This is a genomic window from Streptomyces sp. C36, assembly GCF_040932295.1.
Taxonomy (GTDB): Bacteria; Actinomycetota; Actinomycetes; order Streptomycetales; family Streptomycetaceae; genus Streptomyces; species Streptomyces triculaminicus.
The window spans coordinates 235849-256202 of the sequence record NZ_JBFQGI010000006.1; the positions used below are offsets into that span (position 1 = coordinate 235849).

20 protein-coding genes are annotated in these 20354 nt (G+C 73.8%); 8 read left to right on the forward strand and 12 right to left on the reverse strand.

Annotated features, from left to right (window positions below; translation table 11 throughout):
• Nucleotides 1-56 precede the first annotated feature (56 nt).
• Entirely contained in the window at nucleotides 57-377 is a 321-nt protein-coding gene (locus AB4K12_RS20225) for a gas vesicle protein (protein ID WP_368435507.1), read from the reverse strand.
• A 117-nt stretch (nucleotides 378-494) separates the two neighbouring features.
• Between AB4K12_RS20225 and AB4K12_RS20230 the strand changes: the two genes are divergently transcribed.
• Entirely contained in the window at nucleotides 495-665 is a 171-nt protein-coding gene (locus AB4K12_RS20230) for a hydrophobic protein (protein WP_368435508.1), read from the forward strand.
• A gap of 117 nt (nucleotides 666-782) precedes the next feature.
• Here AB4K12_RS20230 and AB4K12_RS20235 read toward each other — a convergent pair whose 3' ends face one another.
• The 4 genes from AB4K12_RS20235 to AB4K12_RS20250 form a co-directional block, all read right to left on the reverse strand.
• On the reverse strand, nucleotides 783-1694 hold the full coding sequence (locus AB4K12_RS20235; protein WP_368435509.1) for a hypothetical protein: 912 nt from the start codon (nucleotides 1692-1694) through the stop codon (nucleotides 783-785).
• A gap of 98 nt (nucleotides 1695-1792) precedes the next feature.
• Nucleotides 1793-1978, reverse strand: a complete 186-nt coding sequence (locus AB4K12_RS20240) for a CsbD family protein (RefSeq protein WP_368435510.1) — start codon at nucleotides 1976-1978, stop codon at nucleotides 1793-1795.
• A 175-nt stretch (nucleotides 1979-2153) separates the two neighbouring features.
• Nucleotides 2154-4211, reverse strand: a complete 2058-nt coding sequence (locus AB4K12_RS20245; protein ID WP_368435695.1) for a catalase — start codon at nucleotides 4209-4211, stop codon at nucleotides 2154-2156.
• A gap of 211 nt (nucleotides 4212-4422) precedes the next feature.
• Nucleotides 4423-5385 carry an SDR family NAD(P)-dependent oxidoreductase gene (locus AB4K12_RS20250; protein ID WP_368435511.1) on the reverse strand — a complete coding sequence of 321 codons (963 nt, stop codon included), beginning with the start codon at nucleotides 5383-5385 and terminating at the stop codon, nucleotides 4423-4425.
• A gap of 137 nt (nucleotides 5386-5522) precedes the next feature.
• Between AB4K12_RS20250 and AB4K12_RS20255 the strand changes: the two genes are divergently transcribed.
• Together AB4K12_RS20255 and AB4K12_RS20260 are read left to right on the forward strand one after the other, a co-directional pair.
• Complete coding sequence (locus AB4K12_RS20255; protein ID WP_362260557.1) at nucleotides 5523-5948, forward strand: CBS domain-containing protein; 426 nt, start codon at nucleotides 5523-5525, stop codon at nucleotides 5946-5948.
• 219 nt (nucleotides 5949-6167) lie between these two features.
• The gene (locus AB4K12_RS20260; protein WP_368435512.1) at nucleotides 6168-6944 is read left to right on the forward strand and encodes a SigB/SigF/SigG family RNA polymerase sigma factor; all 777 of its coding nucleotides are present in this window, start codon (nucleotides 6168-6170) and stop codon (nucleotides 6942-6944) included.
• Here AB4K12_RS20260 and AB4K12_RS20265 read toward each other — a convergent pair.
• Nucleotides 6928-8142 (reverse strand): PAS domain-containing protein, encoded by a 1215-nt coding sequence (locus tag AB4K12_RS20265; protein WP_368435513.1) that lies wholly within the window; start codon nucleotides 8140-8142, stop codon nucleotides 6928-6930. The genes AB4K12_RS20260 and AB4K12_RS20265 overlap by 17 nt on opposite strands.
• 67 nt (nucleotides 8143-8209) lie before the next feature.
• On the opposite strand from AB4K12_RS20265, the gene AB4K12_RS20270 reads away from it, so the two are divergent.
• Both AB4K12_RS20270 and AB4K12_RS20275 read left to right on the forward strand, forming a co-directional pair.
• Nucleotides 8210-8965, forward strand: coding sequence for a GAF and ANTAR domain-containing protein (locus AB4K12_RS20270; RefSeq protein WP_368435514.1), 756 nt, complete (start codon nucleotides 8210-8212; stop codon nucleotides 8963-8965).
• Nucleotides 8950-10404, forward strand: a complete 1455-nt coding sequence (locus tag AB4K12_RS20275; protein WP_368435515.1) for a bifunctional phosphatase PAP2/diacylglycerol kinase family protein — start codon at nucleotides 8950-8952, stop codon at nucleotides 10402-10404. Before AB4K12_RS20270 ends, AB4K12_RS20275 begins: the two co-directional genes overlap by 16 nt.
• 18 nt (nucleotides 10405-10422) lie before the next feature.
• On the opposite strand, the gene AB4K12_RS20280 is transcribed toward AB4K12_RS20275, so the two are convergent.
• Nucleotides 10423-11112 (reverse strand): HAD family hydrolase, encoded by a 690-nt coding sequence (locus AB4K12_RS20280; protein WP_368435696.1) that lies wholly within the window; start codon nucleotides 11110-11112, stop codon nucleotides 10423-10425.
• A gap of 28 nt (nucleotides 11113-11140) precedes the next feature.
• Complete coding sequence (locus AB4K12_RS20285; RefSeq protein ID WP_368435697.1) at nucleotides 11141-12325, reverse strand: zinc-dependent alcohol dehydrogenase; 1185 nt, start codon at nucleotides 12323-12325, stop codon at nucleotides 11141-11143.
• A gap of 187 nt (nucleotides 12326-12512) precedes the next feature.
• Between AB4K12_RS20285 and ctaD the strand changes: the two genes are divergently transcribed.
• Together ctaD and AB4K12_RS20295 are read left to right on the forward strand one after the other, a co-directional pair.
• Nucleotides 12513-14243, forward strand: a complete 1731-nt coding sequence (ctaD, locus tag AB4K12_RS20290) for a cytochrome c oxidase subunit I (RefSeq protein WP_368435516.1) — start codon at nucleotides 12513-12515, stop codon at nucleotides 14241-14243.
• A complete protein-coding gene (locus tag AB4K12_RS20295) occupies nucleotides 14240-14632 on the forward strand; it encodes a cytochrome c oxidase subunit 4 (protein WP_368435517.1) in 393 nt (130 codons plus the stop codon). The genes ctaD and AB4K12_RS20295 overlap by 4 nt, the downstream gene beginning before the upstream one ends.
• A 22-nt stretch (nucleotides 14633-14654) precedes the next feature.
• On the opposite strand, the gene AB4K12_RS20300 is transcribed toward AB4K12_RS20295, so the two are convergent.
• Nucleotides 14655-16286, reverse strand: a complete 1632-nt coding sequence (locus AB4K12_RS20300) for a cytochrome bc complex cytochrome b subunit (protein ID WP_368435518.1) — start codon at nucleotides 16284-16286, stop codon at nucleotides 14655-14657.
• Nucleotides 16287-16480: 194 nt separating this feature from the next.
• Here AB4K12_RS20300 and AB4K12_RS20305 point away from each other — a divergent pair, with 194 nt between their 5' ends.
• Complete coding sequence (locus tag AB4K12_RS20305; RefSeq protein WP_368435519.1) at nucleotides 16481-17947, forward strand: aminotransferase class I/II-fold pyridoxal phosphate-dependent enzyme; 1467 nt, start codon at nucleotides 16481-16483, stop codon at nucleotides 17945-17947.
• A 19-nt stretch (nucleotides 17948-17966) separates the two neighbouring features.
• On the opposite strand, the gene AB4K12_RS20310 is transcribed toward AB4K12_RS20305, so the two are convergent.
• From AB4K12_RS20310 to AB4K12_RS20320, 3 genes are all read right to left on the reverse strand, one after another.
• Nucleotides 17967-19049, reverse strand: coding sequence for a M14 family metallopeptidase (locus AB4K12_RS20310; RefSeq protein ID WP_368435520.1), 1083 nt, complete (start codon nucleotides 19047-19049; stop codon nucleotides 17967-17969).
• A 1-nt stretch (nucleotide 19050) separates the two neighbouring features.
• A complete protein-coding gene (locus AB4K12_RS20315; RefSeq protein WP_368435521.1) occupies nucleotides 19051-19383 on the reverse strand; it encodes a hypothetical protein in 333 nt (110 codons plus the stop codon).
• A 124-nt stretch (nucleotides 19384-19507) separates the two neighbouring features.
• Nucleotides 19508-20185 carry a CBS domain-containing protein gene (locus tag AB4K12_RS20320; protein ID WP_368435698.1) on the reverse strand — a complete coding sequence of 226 codons (678 nt, stop codon included), beginning with the start codon at nucleotides 20183-20185 and terminating at the stop codon, nucleotides 19508-19510.
• Nucleotides 20186-20354 lie beyond the last annotated feature (169 nt).

Here is a 20354-nt window from a genome sequence, read left to right on the forward strand (position 1 = left end):
CGGACAGCTTCCCCTCGCCCCCGACGGCCGGTTCCGGCCCGGCACATGTCCGGGTCTCAGCGGGAATTGGTCCTGCCGCGTTCGTAGCGCCGGACGCGGCGGTAGCCGGTGAGCAGGCCGTCGGTGTCGAGGGTCACCTCGTAGAGCGCCATCACGCTCATCGTCTCGGGGACGCGGGCGATCTCGACCACCTCGGCCTCCAACTCCCAGCCCTCTTCGGTCCGTTCGAAACGGGATATGCCTTCCGGGCGCAGTCCGGTCAGTTCCGCGAACTGTTCATGGGCCGCGCGCAGGACCTGAGGTGCCGTAAGGGCCGGTTCTCCGGGCTCGGGGGATGAAGTCTTCTTGGGTTCCGTGGATTTCTTCGGATCAGTCATGGGGCCTCGGTATCGGTCTTGGGGCCTTGTTCTCCGGCTACCACGGCGATGAATTTCCAAACCCCCGGATTGAAGGGCCGATTGCGGGGCAGCCGGTCGATCGGAGGTTGATATCCCATGGTTCCTCTTCTTCTCGTTCTCCTGCTCGCCCTGATCCTTTTCGGGGCCGGATTCGCCGTCAAGGTCCTGTGGTGGGTCGCGGTGGCCGTGCTCGTGGTGTGGCTGCTCGGCTTCGTCATGCGTTCCGCCGACGGTGGCGGAAGCCGCGGTCGCTGGTACCGATGGTGAGATCCCCCGCACGGTCCGAGGCCGCCGGGCGTGAGCCCGGCGGCCTTTCGCGTGCTCCTTCGTGCCGCTCCTCGTACCCGCCCCGGGCCCCCGGGAGCCGTGAGGTGAGGCGCGCCGTCAGGTGAGGCGCTCGGCGTCCGCCTCGGCGGCCTCGGCCGCGCGGCGGGCCGAGCGCCAGGCGCGCTCCGCGGCGCGGACGCGGCCCTGGATCTCCCGCACCCGTTCGTGGGCGGCGCGCCGGCGGTCCTCGGCGTCGGCGAGTTCGGCGGCCAGCTCCTCCAGCTGCCGCTGGGCGTCCCGCTCGGCCTTCTCCGCCCGGTCCGCCTCCTCACGGGCGCGGCCCAGTTCCTCCTCGCGGCTGTGCGACTCCTTCCTGGCCTCGCGCGCCTGCCGCCGGGCGAGGTCGAGTTCCTCGCCGCGCCGGGCCCGGCGGGCGCGCTCGGCGGCCAGGTCGGTGACGCGCGCCCCGGGGCCCCGCTCGCGCGACGGCCCGTACGCCGCGGACACCGTGGGCGCCGGCGGTGCCGCGAGCCGCTCCGCCGCGTCGGAGGCGAGCCCGGGGAAGCCGGTCGCCGGGGCGGGCGGCCTGGTCAGCCGGCCCGTGGCCCACTCCTGTGCCGCGCCGGGGTCCGCCAGGACCGTGTGCAGCGTCTCCTCGACCTCGCGCCGTACGTCCTCGCCCACGGGGTGCCCTGCCTCCTCGGCGAGCCGGCTCGCCTGCGCGGACAGCGAGACCACCAGGGCGCGCTGCCGGCGGCCCAGCTCGCGCAGCCGTCCGCCGTCGAGGTCGCGGTGGGCGGCGCGCAGCGCCTCGCCGAGCCCCAGCAGCGCCTCGGCCTCGTCCGGGCGGGCGCGCACCAGGAGGTTGCTCACCCAGGCCGGCAGCGTCGGGCGGCGCAGCGCCTTCAGCCGCCGGGCCAGCTCGAGGTCGCCGTCCCGGCGGGCCTGGGCGGCCCACCGGTCGCGGGCGGCGGTGAACTCCTCCGGCCGCAGCAGGAAGAGTTCGTCGATGACGTTCTCCGGGTCCATGAGGGGCTTGTTCCCTCTGCCTTCCGTCCGCAGGGCTCGCGCATGGGGTACGGCAGTGACCCCGCTGTCCGGGTCACTGCCGTACCGTACGCGCGTCGCTACTGGTGGTGCTTCTTCTTGACGTTCTGCCGGAGATTCTCCACCGTGTCGTGCAGGTGTCCCTTCGTCTTCTCCACGCGGCCCTCGGTCTCCAACCCCTTGTCGCCGGTGACCCGGCCGGTCGTCTCCTTGAGCTTGCCCTTGGCCTGCTCGGCCTTCGCCTTGGCCTTGTCCTTGGCACTCATGCCGTAGCACTGCCTTTCGAAGAGAGGTGATCGTGTTGTCGGGAACGGGCGGGCGCATCGCTCCCGGGCCCGTGCCGCTCCCATGCCGTGTACCCCCTCACGGTCCAGTCTCCCGCCGCGGTCCCGCCCGCGCACCTCGTCGGCGGCGCCGTGCGGCGCGGGGTGGTCACGCCCGTCAGTTGAGCAGGCCGGGACGGTGGGGGAAGCGGTGTCGCGCCAGGGCGGCGGCCAGGGCGCCGGCGACGTCGTCCGCCGTGGCGGTGCCGTTGCCGGTCAGGACGCCGTGGTCGGGCGCCGACTCGCCCAGGACGACGGCTTCGGGCACCTTGGCCTCGGTGAGCAGCCGGGTGCCCTCGCCGAGGGCGGCCAGCGGCTTGCCGTGGCGGTAGGCCTCCTCCACGAACCGTACGGCCGCGGGGTCGGCGGCCAGCGCGGACACCGCCTCCTTGCCGTCGGCGACCAGCACGGCGTCGTAGAGGACCGAGGCCATGGTGGGCAGCGCGCGGTCCACCTTCAGGCTGCCGCCGTCGGCGCCCCGGACGCTGCCGCCCCTGGCGGCCAGCACCTCGACGATCACGCCGTCGGCGGCCAGGCGCTCGCGGACGGCCGTCACCTGCCCGGCGTCGGTGCCCTCGGCGGCCAGCACCGCGACCTTGCGGGTGCGGATGCCGGAGCCGAGGAGGTTCTCCTGGCTGAGGGCGGGAGAGGTGGCCGAGGGGACGCCGGCGACCGGTTGCGGGGCCGGCAGGCCGACGCCCTCGGCGACCGACTTGGCGAGGTCGCCGTTGACGTTGGCCAGATTGCCGACCATGCGCTCGCGCACCTCGGTGGAGCCGACCTTGCCGAGCTCGAAGCGGAAGGCCTCGACGATGTGGCGCCGCTCCCAGTCCGACATGCTGTTCCAGAACAGGGCCGCCTGGCTGTAGTGGTCCTGGAAGCTCTCGCTGCGCACCCGGATCTTCTCCCCGTCGACGCGCTCGGCGTAGTGCCGGAAGACGCCCGCGCCGCCGCCGGCACCGGCGTGCGCCGGACAGCCGCCGCCCAGGGAGTTGGGGAAGTAGTTGGTGCCCGGGTGGATGACCTGCTGGCCGAAGCCGTCGCGGTGGTTGTGGTGGACGTCCGCGAGGGGGCGGTTGACCGGGATCTGACTGAAGTTGGGGCCGCCGAGGCGGATCAGCTGGGTGTCGAGGTAGGAGAAGTTGCGGCCCTGGAGCAGCGGGTCGTTGGTGAAGTCGATGCCGGGCACGACGTTCGCGGTGTGGAAGGCGACCTGTTCGGTCTCGGCGAAGAAGTTCTGCGGGTTGCGGTCGAGGACGAGCCGGCCGATGGGGCGCACCGGCACCTGCTCCTCGGGGATGATCTTCGTGGCGTCGAGCAGATCGAAGTCGAAGGAGAACTCGTCGGACTCCGGTACGAGCTGCACGCCGAGCTCCCACTCGGGGTACTCGCCGGCCTCGATGGCCTCCCACAGGTCCCGCCGGTGGTAGTCGGGGTCGCGTCCGGCGGTGATCTGCGCCTCGTCCCAGACCTGGGAGTGGACGCCCAGCTTCGGCTTCCAGTGGAACTTCACGAACGTGCCGCGGCCGTCGGCGGTGACGAAGCGGAAGGTGTGCACTCCGAAGCCCTGCATCATCCGGAAGCTGCGCGGGATGGCCCGGTCGGACATCGCCCACATGAGCATGTGGGTGGTCTCCGGCTGCAGGGAGGCGAAGTCCCAGAAGGTGTCGTGCGCGGTGCCGCCGGTGGGCATCTCGTTGTCCGGCTCCATCTTCACCGCGTGGACGAAGTCGGGGAACTTGATGGCGTCCTGGATGAAGAACACCGGGATGTTGTTGCCGACGAGGTCGTAATTGCCCTCGCGCGTATAGAACTTGGTGGCGAAGCCGCGCACGTCGCGCACCGTGTCCGCGGAGCCGCGCGGGCCCTGGACGGTGGAGAAGCGGACGAACACGGGCGTGCGGCGGCCGGCCTCGGCGAGGAAGTCGGCGCAGGTGTGCTCGCTCAGCGACTCGTACGGCTCGAAATAGCCGTAGGCGCCCGCGCCCCGGGCGTGGACGACCCGCTCGGGAATCCGCTCGTGGTCGAAGTGGGTGATCTTCTCGCGGTTGTGGAAGTCCTCGAGCAGCGTGGGGCCGCGCGTTCCGGACCGCAGCGCGTTGTCGGTGTCGTCGACCCGTACGCCCTGGTCGGTGGTGAGGGCGTCGCTCTCGGGGGCGGCACGGAAGCGTGCCAGCTGCTCGTCCTTGGCGTCCTTGGGGGCGGGGTTCCCCCGCTGATGCGACTGGTGGTGGGCGGACACGCGCGCACTTCCTTCCGCGTGGGGTCATCCGGAGGGGGAGGACTCGGCGGCACGGCGCCGCTCGCCTCCCCAGGCTCACCCGCGTTCCCCCGGCGGGCAACCGGAAACCGCCGACCGGGCGCGGCCCGGACGGCCCCCGGCCGGTTCAGGACGGCTGCTGGTTGAAGCGGCGGGCGGCGCGGTCGTTGAGCCGGGTGAGACGGTGCAGGGCCGTGGAGTGGGCGCCCCGGGCGGCGACGCGCCCGGGTACGTTGCGGCGGGGCGCCTCGCCGGCGGCGGGCAGCAGCCGGGCGCCCAGCGTCAGGGCGCGGGTGGTGGTCGCCGGGGCGACGCCGTGCAGCCGGACCGCGGCCTTGGCGACGGGGGTGAGCACCAGCTCGGGCCGGCGGTGCTCGGCGGCCCGGACGACGGCGCGCGCCGCCCGCTCGGCGTCCATCGACAGCCCGGGCAGCCCCGCCGCGACGGCGAACCAGGCGTACTCCCTGGAGGGCCGGCCGCTGAAGCGTGCGGCCGTGTGGGATCCCGTGCGCATCAGGCCCGGCAGGACGGTGGTCACGCTGATGCCCTCCGCCGCCAGTTCCGCGCGCAGCCCCTCGGAGAGCCCGGCGGCGGCGAACTTGGCGCCGACGTACGGCAGCAGGTGCGGGGCGGCCACGCGGCCGCCGATGGAGCTGATGTTGACGATCCGGCCGTCGCCGCGCTCGCGCAGGGCGGGCGCCGCGGCCAGGACCAGGCGCAGCGGGGCGAAGTACATCGTCTCCATGGCGTCGCGGAAGTCGGCCTCGGTCATGGCGGACAGCGGGCCCACCTGGATGACCCCGGCGTTGTTGACGAGGATGTCCAGGCCGCCGAAGGCCTCGTGGGCGGCGGCGACGAGCCGCTGCGGGGCGTGCTTGTCGGTGACGTCGCAGGCCAGGTAGGTGACGGGGGCGGCTTCGCCGCGCAGCATCTCCGCCGCGGAGGCGAGTTCCTCCTCGTCGCGGGCGCACAGCAGCACCGAGCACCCCCGGCGGGCCAGTTCCCGGGCGATGAGCAGGCCCAGGCCCCGGGACGAGCCGGTCACCAGCGCCGCGCGGCCTGCCAGGCGGTCATGGGACGAGCGGGCCACGGAACCACCTCCTTCGCTGTCCGCCAAGTGTCCCCCGGCACGGCGGCCGGCGCCGCTCGGCGGACGCCGCGGACCCGGTGTCGGCCCGGCGACGCGGGGTACCCGGCACGCGCCCGACCGACCGACGCATGAAGAGGATGACGATGACACGACTGGTCAAGGACGTGATGACGGCGGGCGTCACCACGGTGTGGACCGAGGCCTCGCTGGCCGAGGTCGCCCAGATGATGCGCGACCAGGACGTCGGGGACGTGGTGGTGGCCTGCGGTGACACGGTGGTGGGCCTGATCACCGACCGGGACATCACCGTGCGCGCCGTCGCCGACGGGGTGGATCCGCTCTCGCTGAGCGCCGGTTCGGTGTGCACCCCGGACCCGGTGGTGATCGGTCCGCTCGAGCCCGCGGAGCGGGCGGCCGCGCTGATGCGGCGGCACGCGGTGCGGCGGCTGCCGGTGGTCGAGGACGGCCGGCCCGTGGGGCTGGTGAGCCTGGGCGACCTGATGAGGGAACGGGATCCGCGTGCGGCGCCGGCCGGCGCCGGCCGTGCGGAACCCGGCCGCTGACCCGCGCGGCCCGGGGGCGTCGGGAGGCCGTGGCGGGGGTGGGACGGCCGACGGGGTTTGGGCGGTCGCCGCACGGGCAGCCGCCCCGTGTGCTTCGGACCGGAGGCACGCCGCGAGAACAGGACTCCCCGCCCTGGCCGTGCGGCGCTGCCCCGGCGTCCGCGCGAGGCGAGCCGCCGGCCCGGGAGACCCGATCCCCCGAGGAGACGAGTCACCGCCATGCGCCCTTCCCGACACCCCCACGACGACGCCCCCGACACCGCGGCCGCGTTCCGCCGCATCGCCCGCCTGCCCAAGGGCCCCGAACAGGACGAGCTGCGCCGCCAGGTCGTCACCGCCTGGCTGCCGATGGCCGATCGCCTGGCCGTGCAGTTCCGCAACCGCGGCGAGTCCGCCGAGGACCTGCACCAGGTCGCGGCGCTCGGCCTGGTCAAGGCCGTGCACCGCTACGACCCCGACCGCGGGACGGCGTTCGCGGGCTTCGCCGTGCCCACGGTCGTGGGGGAGATCAAGCGCCACTTCCGCGACCACATGTGGGGCGTCCATGTGCCCCGCCGGGTGCAGGACCTGCGCAACCGGGTCCGCCGCGCCCGCAACGAGCTGACCAAGGGCCCCGACGGCTCCGGCCCCACCGTCGGTGAGATCGCCGAGCACGCCGGGCTGACCGAGGAGGAGGTACGGACCGGACTGGAGGCCATCGACAGCTACGCCACGCTCTCGCTCGAGGCGGAGCCCCGCCGCGGCGACGGCCAGGCGCTGCTGGACTCGCTGGGCGGCCCGGACGGCCGGCTGGACGTCGTGGTGGACCGGGTGGCGGCCGGGCCCCGGCTGAGGTCGCTGCCCCGGCGCGAGCAGGAGATCCTCTACCTGCGGTTCTTCCGCGACATGACGCAGCGCCAGATCGCCGAGGTCATGGGCATCTCGCAGATGCACGTCTCGCGCCTGCTCAGCCGCTGCTGCGCCCGGCTGCGCGAGGAGATCACGGCGGAGGCCTGAGCGGGCCGCCCAGCGCGAGGCCCGTGTGCCGGGCGACCCTCTCCAGCACCCCCGCCTCGGCCATGGAGAACGGCCCGGCTCCTCCCCCCGGCCCGTCCGCGGTACGCAGGAGCGTCAGCACGGCCACCACCGCCGGGCCGCCCGCGCCGCCCGCGCCTTCCGGCCGGCGCACCGGCAGACAGGCCAGCGAGACCACCCCGGCCCGGGTGACCAGCGCGTTGTCCTCGCCGTCCCGGCCCAGGCAGTCGGCGTCCTCCGGACGCACCCGCACTGTGACCACCCCTCCCACCGCCGCCCCGGCCACCACCGGGCAGGCCGCCGGGTCCTGGGCGCGCAGGGCCGCCGCGACGGCGCCGTCCTCGTGTCCCGGCGGAGCGGCCACGGCGCAGCGCCGCAGTCTCCCGGAGTCCTCCACCAGGTCGGCGACCGCCCAGTCGGCGGCCGTCGCGCGCAGCGCCCGGGTCACCGCCCGCAGGATCTCCTCGGGGCCGCCGGTGCGGGCCGTCAGCAGGGCGGTCGCCGCCTCGTCGGCGATGTCCAGCAGCAGCGTCTCCCGTTCGGCCGCCGACGGCGCGGGGCGCGCGGGGCCGGGCGCGGTGCCGTCGCCGACGGGCGGCCGGGGGGCCGGGAGGTGTCCGGGAGCCTGGAAGACGGCCAGTACGGCGTTGCGGGTCTCGCCCGGGGGGCGCAGGGCGACCAGCGTCATCCGGCGCCGTTCGTCCCGTGCCGGGCCGGCCGCCGGCAGCCGCACCTCGGTGCTGCGTGCCCCGTCGCCGCGGGCGACGGCGGCCGCCTGGGTGCGCAGGGCGGCCCGGTCCTCGGGCCGCAGGAAGGACGCGAGGGGGCGTCCGGCGGCATAGCCGGCGCCGACGCCCAGCAGGCGGGCGGCCTCCTGGTTCAGCCGCCGCAGGGTGCCGTCGCGGTCGAGCAGGGCGACGGGCAGGGGGAGCCGCTGGAAGAGCAGGCGCAGCAGCTGTTCCTCGCGGCGGCCGGGGCCGGTGCCCGTCCCGGCCCGGCGCGCCCGCTCCTCGTAGTGCGGCCACAGCACGTCGGCGGCGTACCGCAGCTCGATCAGCGCGGCCTCCAGCGCCGGCGCCCGACGGTCCGGCGCGAGGCCCCGCGCGCCTTCCAGTTCCGCGATCCGCGCCCGGAAGTCCCGTAGGTCCTCGCCGAGTTCGTCCCAGTCCTCACCGGCCATGACGTCACGATAGTGCTCCCGCGCCCGCGTTCGTTTCCCCGGCGGGGCCCCGGGCAGGTGCCCCTCCATGGACGACATGGCACACCCCCAGGCCGGTGCGCTGTCGGAGGGCGCGGACGTGCTCGGCGACGATGCCGCCGTCCCGTCGGGGCGGCGCACCGCCCGGCTCACCGAGCTCATCCCCCGCCTGGTGCCGGGCAGTTGCGGCGCGACGACCACGGTGTGGGACGGCGGCGACGAACCGCCCACCGCCGCCACCCACCCGGACCTGGCCGAACTGGTCTGCGTACAGCTGCGCGAGGACGACGGCCCGATCCCCACGGCCCTGCGCACCCAGGAGCCCGTGCACGCGGCCGATCTGCTGCACGACAGCCGCTGGCCGTGCTACCGGGCCAGCGCGCTGGGCACGGGCATCCGGGCCAGTACCACCTTCCCCTTCCGCCGGGACGGGGTCACCGTCACGGTCACCCTCTACCACCTGCGCCCCGGCGGGCTGGAGGGCGTCGCGGAGGGGCCGTCGGTGATCCTCGGCAAGCTGCTCACGGACACGATCGCGCGGGACCGGCGCTACCGCCGGGCGCTCGCCGCGGTGGAGCAGCTCGACGTGGCGCTGCGCTCGCGCACGGTGGTCGACCAGGCCTGCGGCATTCTCATGCACCTCATGGACTGCGACGCCGACGCCGCCTTCGAGGTGCTGCGGCGGGCCTCGCAGCACGGCAACCGCAAGCTGTCCGAGCTGGCGCGCGCGGTCGTCGCCACCCGGGGCGCGGTGGGCGTGTCCGCCCCGGATGCGGGTACCCGGGCCCCATGCGCACCGTGCTGAGCTCCTGGGACCGGTCCCTGTTCGATCTGGTGGCCACGCGCCACTGGCCGGGGGGCGACCGGGTGCTGCCGAGACTCTCGCGCGGCGCCGACCACGGGATGCTGTGGTTCGGCGTGGCCACGGGCGCGGCGCTGCTGGGCGGGCGGCCCGCGCGGCGCGCCGCGCTGCGCGGGGTGGCGTCGCTGGCGGTGGCCTCGGCGACGGTCAACACCCTGGGCAAGCGGTCGGTGCGGCGCGTGCGCCCGGTGCTGGACACGGTTCCGGTGATCCGGCGACTGGCGCGCCAGCCGTTCACGACCTCGTTCCCGTCCGGGCACTCCGCCTCGGCCGCCGCCTTCGCGGCCGGCGTCGCGCTGGAGAACCCCCTGTGGGGCCTGGCGCTGGCGCCGCTCGCCGTGTCCGTGTGCTTCTCGCGGGTCTACACCGGCGTGCACTATCCGGGCGACGTGCTGGCGGGGGCGCTGCTGGGGGTGGGCGCCGCCTACGCCGTGCGCGGGCTGGTCCCGACGCGTTCCCAGCTGGCTCCGCCGGCCCGCCCGCGCGCGGAGGCGCCGGCGCTGCCGGGGGGCCGCGGCCTGGTCGTCGTCGCCAACGCCGCCTCCGGCCAGCGGGCGCCGGGCGGTACGGATCCGGAGCCGGAGATCCGTACGCAGCTGCCGGACGTCGATTTCGTCGGGGTGGGGCCGGAGGACGACCTGTGCGAGGCGCTGGAGTCGGCCGCCGGGCGCGCGGCCGGGCTCGGCGGGGCGCTGGGGATCTTCGGCGGGGACGGCAGCGTCAACGCGGCGGCCGCCGCGGCCGCGCGGCACGGCGTCGCGCTGGCGGTGCTGCCCGGCGGCACGTACAACCACTTCGCCCACGACCTGGGCATCGAGTCCGCCGCCGACGCCGCCCGCGCGGTGGAGTCCGGTGAGGCGGTGGCCGTCGACCTGGGCCGTTTCGGCGAGGCGCGCTTCCTCAACACCTTCAGCATCGGGGCGTATCCCGACCTGGTGCGGGTGCGGGAGCACTGGGCCCCGCGGATCGGCGCCTGGCCCGCGGGCGTCGCGGCCGCCGTCCACGTGCTGCGCACCGGGCGCCCGACGCGGCTGCGGATCGACGGCCGGGAGCGCCGGCTGTGGGCGCTGTTCGTCGGCAACTGCACCTACCGCGGGCTGGGGGCCACCCCGGTCCGCCGGCACGACCTGGCCGACGGCGTGCTGGACGTACGGATGCTGCTGGGCGGCCGGCTGGCCCGTACGCGCCTGCTGGCGGCGGCCCTGTCGGGGGCGCTCAAGCACTCGCCGGTGCTCAAGGCGGCGCGGGTGCGGCGGCTGTCCGTCGAGGACATCCCGCCCGGCACCCATCTGGCCTTCGACGGCGAGGTGGCGCCCGCGCCCGGCTCCCTGCTGCTGGAGAAGGAGAACGAGGCGCTGGTCGTCTACCGCCTGCCCGGCTGACGCCCCGCGCCCCCGGCGTCACTCCATGCGGGCGAAGGGGCTGTCGTCCAGGCCGGCGAGCAGCTCGGCGGGGTCACGGTAGACGGCGACCGCCCCGGCGGCCTCGAGTTCGGCCCGCCCGATGCCGCCGGAGAGCAGGGCGACGCAGTCCACGCCCGCCGCGCGGGCGGCCTTGACGTCCCAGACGGTGTCGCCGACGAACAGGGCCCCGTGCGGCGGTACGTCCGCCTGTTCGAGCGCCCGGAGGACGGGGTCGGGGGCCGGTTTGCCGGCCTCGACGTCGTCGGCGCTGGTGGCGGCGAGGATCGCGTCGTCGGCGTCGATCGCGCGGCGCAGTGCGTGGAGTTCGGAGCCCTCGGCGGAGGTGGCCAGGACGATGCGCCAGTCCCGGTCGGCGAGCGCGCGCAGCAGCGCGGCCGCGCCCTCGAAGGCCGGCAGCCGGTCGAACCAGGTGGCGTAGACGGCCTTGTGCGCGGCGCTGAGGGCCTCGTCCCCCTCCCGGTCGCGGTCCTCGCCCAGCAGCCGGTCCATCAGCCGGCCGGAGCTCATGCCCACGGTGTGGTGGATGTCGGTCATCGCGACCCGGTGGCCGGCCTGGTGGAAGGCCTCCCACCAGCTGACGGCGTGCAGGTAGTTGGTGTCGACGAGGGTGCCGTCCACGTCGAAGACGGCCGCTCGGGGGTGCGGGGAGCGGGCCGCGGTGGTCATGTCGTCGTAGGCCGTCACGGGGTCCGCCTCACGGGGTCAGGAGCGTCTTGATCATGCCGTCCTCCTTGGCCTGGAAGGCCTGGTACGCCCGGGGGCCCTCCTCCAGCGGCAGGATGTGGGTGGCGAAGCCCTCCACGCCCAGCGGGTCGGCGTCGGCGAGCAGCGGCAGGAGGGCGTCGGTCCAGCGCCGGACGTTGGCCTGGCCCATGCGCAGCTGGATCTGCTTGTCGAACACGGTCATCATCGGGAACGGGTCGGTCATCCCGCCGTAGACCCCGACGACCGAGACGGTGCCGCCGCGGCGCACCGCCTCGATCGCGGTGAGCAGGGCGGACATGCGGTCCACGCCGGCCCGTTCCATGAGCGCGCGGGCCAGGGCGCCGGGCAGCAGGCCGACGGCCCGCTGGGCGGCGTGGGCGGCGGGCGCGCCGTGGGCCTCCATGCCGACGGCGTCGATGACGGCGTCGGTTCCCCGGCCGTCGGTGAGGTCGCGGACGGCCTCGACGAGGTCGTCGCCCAGTTCGCCGGCGTCCAGCGTGGTCACGCCGCGGGACTCGGCCCGCGCCAGTCGCTCGGGCACCAGATCGACGCCGACGACCCGGGCGGCGCCGCGGTGCAGGGCGATCCGCGCGGCCATGTCGCCGATGGGCCCCAGGCCCAGGACGGTCACGGTGCCGCCCTCGGGGATCGCGGCGTACTCCACCGCCTGCCAGGCGGTGGGCAGGACGTCGGAGAGGTAGACGAACCGCTCGTCGGGCGGGCCGTGGGGCACCTTGACGGGCAGGGTGTCGCCGAACGGCACGCGCAGGAACTCGGCCTGGCCGCCCGGCACCTGTCCGTAGAGCTTGCTGTAGCCGAACAGGGCGGCTCCCTTGCCGTGCTCGTGGACCTGGGTGGTCTCGCACTGGGACTGCAGGCCCCGGCCGCACATGAAGCAGGTGCCGCAGGAGATGTTGAACGGGACGACGACCCGGTCGCCGAGCGCGAGGGAGGTGACCTCCCGGCCCACCTCCTCGACGACGCCCATCGGCTCGTGGCCGAGGATGTCGCCCGGATCGAGGTAGGGGGCCAGCAGCTCGTAGAGGTGGAGGTCCGAGCCGCAGATGCCGGTGGAGGTGACGCGGACGATGACGTCGGTGGGCCGTTCCAGGCGCGGGTCGGGGACGGTATCGACGCGGACGTCCCGCTTTCCGTGCCAGGTCAGGGCGCGCATCCCGTTCTCCTTCGCCGCGTGGCCGGGGGTGGTCCACGCCTGGTCACGCTGGCACACCGCGCGGGCGGGCGCCCGCCGCCGGTACTCCATCCGGCCGCACGCGTGCGGCGTCCGGCCGCCGGGCGGGGAAGAACACCGCGGGTACCCGGCGAGCGCGCCGTGGGACCGGACGGTGAGGGAGAGGCGCATGCCCCAGCTGGAGGACCGGGCCGACGCGCGCCGGGAGGAGGACGCGCGGCGCGAAGGCTCCGTCCTGGGACGCCGGATCCTGACGTATCTGACGACGACCGATCACAAGGTCATCGGCAACATGTATCTGGTGACGGCGTTCGGCTTCTTCCTGCTGGGCGGCGTCCTGGCGATGCTGATGCGCGCGGAGCTGGCGCGGCCGGGCCTGCAGATCGTCAGCGCCGGCCAGTACAACCAGCTGGTGACGATCCACGGCACCGTGATGATGCTGCTGTTCGCCACACCCATGTTCGCGGGCTTCGCGAACGCCGTCATGCCGCTGCAGATCGGCGCCCCCGACGTGGCCTTCCCCCGCCTGAACGCGCTCAGCTACTGGCTGTTCCTCTTCGGCGGGCTGACCGTGGTGTCCGGGTTCCTGGTGCCCGGGGGCGCGGCGTCGTTCGGCTGGTTCGCCTACGCGCCGCTGAACAGCGCCGTCCGTACGCCCGGGGCGGGCGGCGACCTGTGGGTGATGGGGCTGGTGGTGGCGGGGCTGAGCACCACGCTGGGGTCGGTGAACTTCGTCGCCACCATCGTGACCCTGCGCGCCCCGGGCATGACGATGTTCCGGATGCCCGTCTTCACCTGGAACATCCTCTTCACCTCCATCCTCGCGCTGCTGGCCTTCCCGGTGCTGACGGCGGCGCTCCTGGCCCTGGAGGCGGACCGGAAGTTCGGCGCCCATGTCTTCGACGCGGCGAACGGCGGGGCGCTGCTGTGGCAGCACCTGTTCTGGTTCTTCGGCCATCCCGAGGTCTACATCGTGGCGCTGCCGTTCTTCGGGGTCATCACCGAGATCATCCCCGTCTTCAGCCGCAAGCCGCTGTTCGGCTACGCGGGCATGGTGGGGGCGACGATCGCCATCACCATGCTGTCGGCGAGCGTCTGGGCGCACCACATGTTCGCGACCGGGGCGGTGCTGCTGCCGTTCTTCTCGCTGCTGTCCTTCCTGATCGCCGTGCCCACGGGGGTGAAGTTCTTCAACTGGATCGGCACGATGTGGCAAGGCAGCCTCTCCTTCGAGACCCCGATGCTGTGGGCCATCGGCTTTCTCGTCACCTTTCTGCTCGGCGGGCTCAGCGGCGTGCTGATCGCCTCCCCGCCCCTGGACTTCCAGGTCACGGACACCTATTTCATCGTCGCCCACCTGCACTACGTGCTGTTCGGGACCGTCGTCTTCGCGATGTTCGGCGGGTTCTACTTCTGGTGGCCCAAGTGGACCGGGCGCATGCTCGACGAGCGCCTGGGGAAGGTGCACTTCTTCACGCTGTTCGCGGGCTTCCAGATCACCTTCCTCGTCCAGCACTGGCTCGGCGAGAACGGCATGCCACGGCGCTACGCCGACTACCTGGCCGCCGACGGCTTCACGGTCCTCAACACCATCTCCTCCATCGGCTCGTTCCTGCTCGGGCTGTCCACACTGCCCTTCCTCTACAACGTCTGGCACACCGCACGCCACGCGCCCGCGGTGGAGAACGACGACCCCTGGGGTTTCGGGCGGTCGCTGGAATGGGCGACGTCCTGCCCGCCGCCCCGCCACAACTTCGTCGCGCTGCCCCAGGTGCGCTCCGACTCCCCCGCCTTCGACCTGCACCACCCCGAGGCGGCGGCGCGCCCGCTTCCCGCCGGGGCCGGGGCGACGGCTCCCGGCACCCCGGCTCCCGGCACCTCACGAGAGAAGGGCTCATGAAGACCGAGGCGTTGCTGTTCGCCGGGGTCGCCGGCTTCTTCCTCGTCACCGACGTCGGCTACGCCTGGTGGTCGGACAGGGAACCCGTCGGCACGACGGCGCTGACGGTGTCCTTCATCATGGCGTCGCTGATCTGCTTCTTCTGTGCCACGAACCACCGCCGCCGCGGCCCCCGGCCGGAGGACCGCAAGGACGCCGCGGTGGCCGAGCGCGCGGGGCCGCTGGACTTCTTCCCGCCCCACAGCGTCCACCCCGTGCTCACGGCGACCGGGGTCGCGCTGGTGGCCCTGGGGGTCGTCTTCGGCCTGTGGCTGTTCCTCATGGCCATGGGGATCCTCCTCGCCGGTGTGCTGGGCATGGCGTTCCAGTACGTCGGGCGGGAGACCTGAACCGGCCGCAGGGGGCACGGGCTCACTCCTGGGGCTCCCTGGCCGGCGCGGCCAGCCGGCCGGCGATCAGCTCGCGCTGCTCGGCGGTGACGGGCATGTCCACCCGGTCGCGGTAGTACCAGGAACTCAGCGCCACCCGCAGCCGGTGGCGGCGGGTCAGGGGCGCCGGCCGGGCGGGCAACGGGCGGGGCGTCTCGCGCACCATCAACCGGTACCGCCGGCGGGGCGACAACGGCCGGTGGCCCTCGCCGAGCCCTCCGGAGACGCTCTGCTCGACCTCGCCGGTCTCCTCCCCCTCCGTCAGACGCCGCCGGTCGCGGCCCTGCAGGGCCAGGCACAGCCGCTTGGTGACCACGAAGGCCAGGACCGGGCCGAGCACGACCAGCGTTCGCAGGACGCGGGTCAGCTCCTCGACCGAGAGCCGGAAGGTGAGGGCGATGACGTCGTTGCCGCCGGCCACCAGCAACAGGGCGTAGCCGAGGACGGCCGCCACCCCGAAGGCGGTGCGGACGGGGCGGTCGCGGGGCCGGTCGCACAGGTGGTGCTCGCTCGCGTCGCCCGTCACCCACTTCTCGAACAGCGGGTAGGCGTAAAGGATCAGGAACAGCAGGCCCGGCAGGACGACGGCCGGCAGCAGGACGTTCCACATCAGCGTGTGGCCGGCCACCGCGCTCTCCCAGGGCGGCATCAGGCGCAGGGCGCCCTCGAGGAAGCCGACGTACCAGTCGGGCTGGGCGTCGGTGGTGACCTGGTCCGCGCGGTAGGGTCCGTAGCTCCACACCGGGTTGACCTGGGCGAGGGCCCCGAGGACGGTCAGCGACCCGGAGACCATGAAGAACAGGCCCGTGGACTTCATGGTGAACTGCGGGAACATCGGCTCCCCCACCGCGTTCCGGTTCGTCCTGCCCTGGTCGCTCCAGTGGGTGTGCTTGAGGTAGACGACCAGGAACAGGTGGAGGGCGACGAGCGCCAGCAGGACGCCGGGCACGAAGAACACGTGCACGATGTACAGCCGTGGGATGAAGCCCTCGCCGGGGAACGGCCCGTGCCAGATGAGGAAGCTCAGGTAGGTGCCGACGACGGGGAGGGACATCACGATGGTGTTGGCGGTGCGCAGCCCGGTTCCGGAGAGCAGGTCGTCCGGCAGGGAGTAGCCGCAGAACCCCTCGAGGAGGGCGAGCAGGAAGAGGGTGACGCCGATCGCCCAGTTCAGCTCGCGCGGCCTGCGGAACGCCCCGGTGAAGAAGATCCGCAGCATATGGATTCCGGCGGCGGCCACGAACACCAGCGCCGCCCAGTGGTGCACCTGGCGGATGAGCAGGCCGCCGCGCACGTCGAAGCTGATGCGCAGCGTCGACGCGTACGCCTGGGTCGTCCGCAGCCCCCGCAGCGGCCCGTACGCCCCGTCGTACACGGTCTGGACCATGCTGGCGTCGAAGAACAGGACGAGGTAGCAGCCGGTGACGACGAGCACCACGAGGCTGTACAGGGCGATCTCCCCCAGCAGGTACGACCAGTGGCCGGGGAAGGCCTTGCGCAGCAGGGCGCTGCCCGTCTCGGCGGCGGGAAAGCGCCGGTCCAGCGCCTCGAAGCCGGCCGCGGCCGCCTCCCGGGCCCGCCGGGCGACCCGCCCCCTCCGCTTCCCGAACAGCATCGACCACGCTCCCTGCACCCCGAGTGCCCGCTGGCCGCGCGCCCCGCGGCCGATGGCCCTCGGCCATCGCAGGGAGTCCAGCACGGCCGCGCGCGCCGACGCCGCATCCGGCGGCGGCCACCGCGCGGCGCTCACCCTGCCGGCCCAAGGCACGGCGGCCGTTTCACGCCGCGCTTCGGGGGGAGCCGCATCGCATGGACCACTCTCGCGCACCGGTACTGGAAGCACTCTCCGCCCACACCCGGACCGGACAGGTCCCGTTCACCCCGCCGGGCCACAAACAGGGCCGCGGCGCCGACCCCCGGGTGCGGGAGGTGCTGGGGGACACGGTGTTCGCCCACGACCTCCTGGCGGTCGGCGGCCTGGACGACCGGACGTCCTCGGGCCGGGTCCTGGAGCGGGCCGAGACTCTGATGGCCGACGCGGTCGGGGCCGAGCACACCTTCTTCTCCACCTGCGGCAGTTCGCTGTCCGTCAAGGCCGCCATGCTGGCCGTCGCCGGTCCCCACGAGGAGCTGCTGATCGGCCGTGACGCCCACAAGTCGGTGGTGGCGGGGCTGATCCTCTCGGGCGTACGGCCGGTGTGGGTCGACCCCCGGTGGGACGCCGGACTGCACCTGGCCCATCCCCCGTCGCCCGCCGACTTCGAAGAGGCCTTCGAGCGTCATCCCGGTGCCCGGGGCGCCCTGGTCACCAGCCCGACGCCGTACGGCACCTGCGCGGACCTGGCGGCCCTGGCCGACGTCTGCCACCGGCGCGGCAAACCCCTCGTCGTCGACGAGGCGTGGGGCGCGCACCTGCCGTTCCATCCCTCGCTGCCGGCGTGGGCGATGGACGCGGGGGCGGACGTGTGCGTGACGAGCGCGCACAAGATGGGCTCCGGCCTGGAGCAGAGTTCGGTCTTCCATCTGCGCGGCGACCGCGTCGACGCCGGCCGGCTCCGGGCCTGCGCGGACCTGCTGGACACCACCAGCCCGTCGGTCCTCGTCCACGCCGCGCTCGACGGCTGGCGGCGGCAGATGGTCCAGCACGGCAGGGACCTGTACGACCGCGCCCTGGCGCTCGCGGACACCGTCCGCACCCGGCTGGAGCGGATCGACGGGCTGCATGTGCACGGCCGCGAGGACTTCTGCGGCCCCGGCCGGGCCGCCGCCCTCGATCCCCTCCAGTTGGTCGTGGACGTCTCGGCGCTGGGGACCACCGGCTACCGTGCCGCCGACTGGCTTCGCGCCCAGCACCGGATGACCTCGCACGTCAGCGACCACCGCCGGGTCAGCGCCCAGCTCACCCACGCCGACGACGAAGGGACCACGGGCGTCCTGGTCGAGGCCCTGCGCGACCTCTCCGGTCAGGCGTCGTCGCTGCGCACCACTCTCGACGTGGCGGTGCCCCCGCCGGCGGACCTGCGGCTGGAACAGGCGGTGCTGCCCCGGGACGCCTTCTTCGGCCCCGCCGAGACGGTGCCCCGGGAGAAGGCCCGCGGCCGGGTCGCGGCGGAGACGCTCACCCCGTATCCGCCCGGTATTCCGGCGGTCCTGCCCGGCGAGCGGTTCGACGCGGCGGTGCTGCGCTACCTGAGCACCGGAGTGGAGGCGGGCATGGTCGTCCCCGACGCCACCGACCCCGGGCTGGACGTCGTCAGGGTCGTCGCGCAGGAGTGACCGCCGGCTCTCCCGCGGTTCAGTCGGTGACCGTGGAGGGCGCGTCGGCGCAGAACTGCAGCAGGCCCGCGCACACGTCCTTGGCGATCAGCTTCATCTCGGCCCACGGCGGCTGGAACTCGGTGCCCCACTCGATGGTGTAGGCGTGGATCTTCCCCTTGTCCGGGTCGACGATGTGCCGGGAGAAGGCGTAGTCGTCGCTGGTCCCGGCGGTGGGGTAGAGGTCGAAGGCCGGCTTGGCGGTGTACTGCTTGCCCCGTACGGCCTTCAGGGCGTCGGTGAAGTGCCGGGCGAGGTCGGACGCGCTGTCGAGGTCGTCCTTGGGGACGAACTCGCGGTAGGCGGTGTCGCCGTCGACGCCGCGCGTCCCGTCGAAGTCGGGGTTGCGGAAGTTCATGTCCGGGTCGTCCGACTGGTTCTCGTCGTCGCCCCACACGTGCAGCATGTCCTCCGAGAAGCTGTGCACGTCCACGAACCACCGGGTGCGCGGGTACTCGTCCAGCAGCCATCGGACGTTGCGCGTCTCGGGCTCGGAGAACGGCCGGGGGCCCTGGTAGACCTGCGGGTCGCAGGGGTCGGCCGACACCCGGACGTCGGAGAGGGGCGAGAAGGCCGTGGCGAAATCGAACAGGAAGTCGTAGTTGCGGTTGATGTCGACGCCCACGCAGTCGCCCACCCCGGTGGAGTACTCCGGGTTGCGGTTCTTGCGCCACATCGCCTTCACGGTCTGGCTGTAATGCCGTCCGTCCGGGTTGACCAGCGGGAAGACCACGATGTCCAGGCCCTCCAGCAGCGCGGCCACCTGGGCCGCGGTGAACGTCTTGCCGCCGTAGACGAGACCCGAGCCCGTGCTGTACGCCTCGAGCAGGTCGGCGGCGAAGAACACCAGGATCTCGCAGCTGCCCCACTCACGGGCGTGGACGCCCCCGATGAACACGGCGCAGTCCCGGGGCCCGCCGTCGGGGTCGGCCCGCAGGCGCAGCGCGTGGCAGGCGACTCCCTCGACGGACGTCTCGGGGAGGTCGATCAGCTCGCAGAGCGAGGGATAGGCGCCCGAGAGGTTCACCAACGCGGAGTCGACTTCTGTGATGTTGAGGTACATCTCAACCCTCCCGGCTCTGGTCCTTCACCTTCTGTCCGAGGCCGTGCGGGACGATGCCGGGGTCCGCGAAACGATCGCCGGTGCCGACCTCCTCCTGACGGGCTTGACCGATGGCCGTGGCGTCCCCGAGGACGTGCACGGCGACGTCCTCGCGCTCCAGGCCCAGGGCCTTCTCCTCGGTGACGAACGCCTCGATGCTCCTCTCGTCCCCGGGGCCGGGCGTGGGGGCGGGGCCCCCGCCGACGTCCAGCCGCTCGTCGCGCAGCAGATTGCGCAGTGCGCGGGTGTCGGCCGCCGTCACGCGCACATGAAGAATCTTTTCCTCACCGGCCATGTCGGCCTCCCGGATCCCCTTGGAACCCCCACGTCTGGAACCCCCGCGTCTCCCTCCTCCATCGTGCGCGGCGTGTCGCGCCGATGTCGAATCGTGCGCCCCGGGGCGGGGCGCACGACGCCGCTCAGCGGGGGTGTCCGGGCTCCTGCGCGGCCCTCTCTCCCCCGGTGTCGTCGGTCTCCGCCGACAGCTGGTGCTCGACGCTCACGACGCCGTCGACGCTCTGGCACAGCTGCACCAGGGCCGGCAGCAGGCTCCTGCGCCGCACCGAGCCGCTGAGCCGCACCTGCCCCAGGTTCACCTCGACGCCGACGGCCGAGGGCCGCTCGCCCAGGGTGCGCACGAGCACGTCCTCGATGATCTCCTCCCGGATGGCCCGGTCGGTCCGCAGGAAGACGCGCAGCAGGTCGGCGCGGCTGACGAGACCCACCAGGCGCCCGTCGTCGTCCACCACCGGCAGCCGCTTGACGCGGTGCTCCTCCATGGCGCGGGCGGCCTCCACGACGCTCCACTCCGGTCGGGCGCAGACGGCCGGGCTGGTCATCAGCCCCTCGGCCGTGGTCGCCTCGTGCTTGGCGCGGACCCGCGGGTCCGGGGGGAACGGCGCGTCCGGCCGCCGTGACGCCTTGGCGAGCAGGTCCGCCTCGGAGACCACGCCCACCGGCCGGTCCTCGGCGTCCACGACCGGGACCGCGGTGATGTCGTGCTCGTGGAGGACGTGCACGATCTCTGTGAACTGGGTGCCGCGCTGGACCCGGACGACCGAACGGGTCATCAGATCACCGACGCTTCTGTGCTGCAACATGTACCGGTCCCTCGGCGGAATGGCGATGACGTCGCGTCAAATCTAGGGCCCCGGCGCCTGCAGCGGCGCACGCCCTGCCACCGGCCGGGCGTATGACCGGGCTGTGGCGATCTTGTATCGGCGGCCGCCGACCCCTGCCGCGGCCTGCGCTCCCTCGGTTACTGTC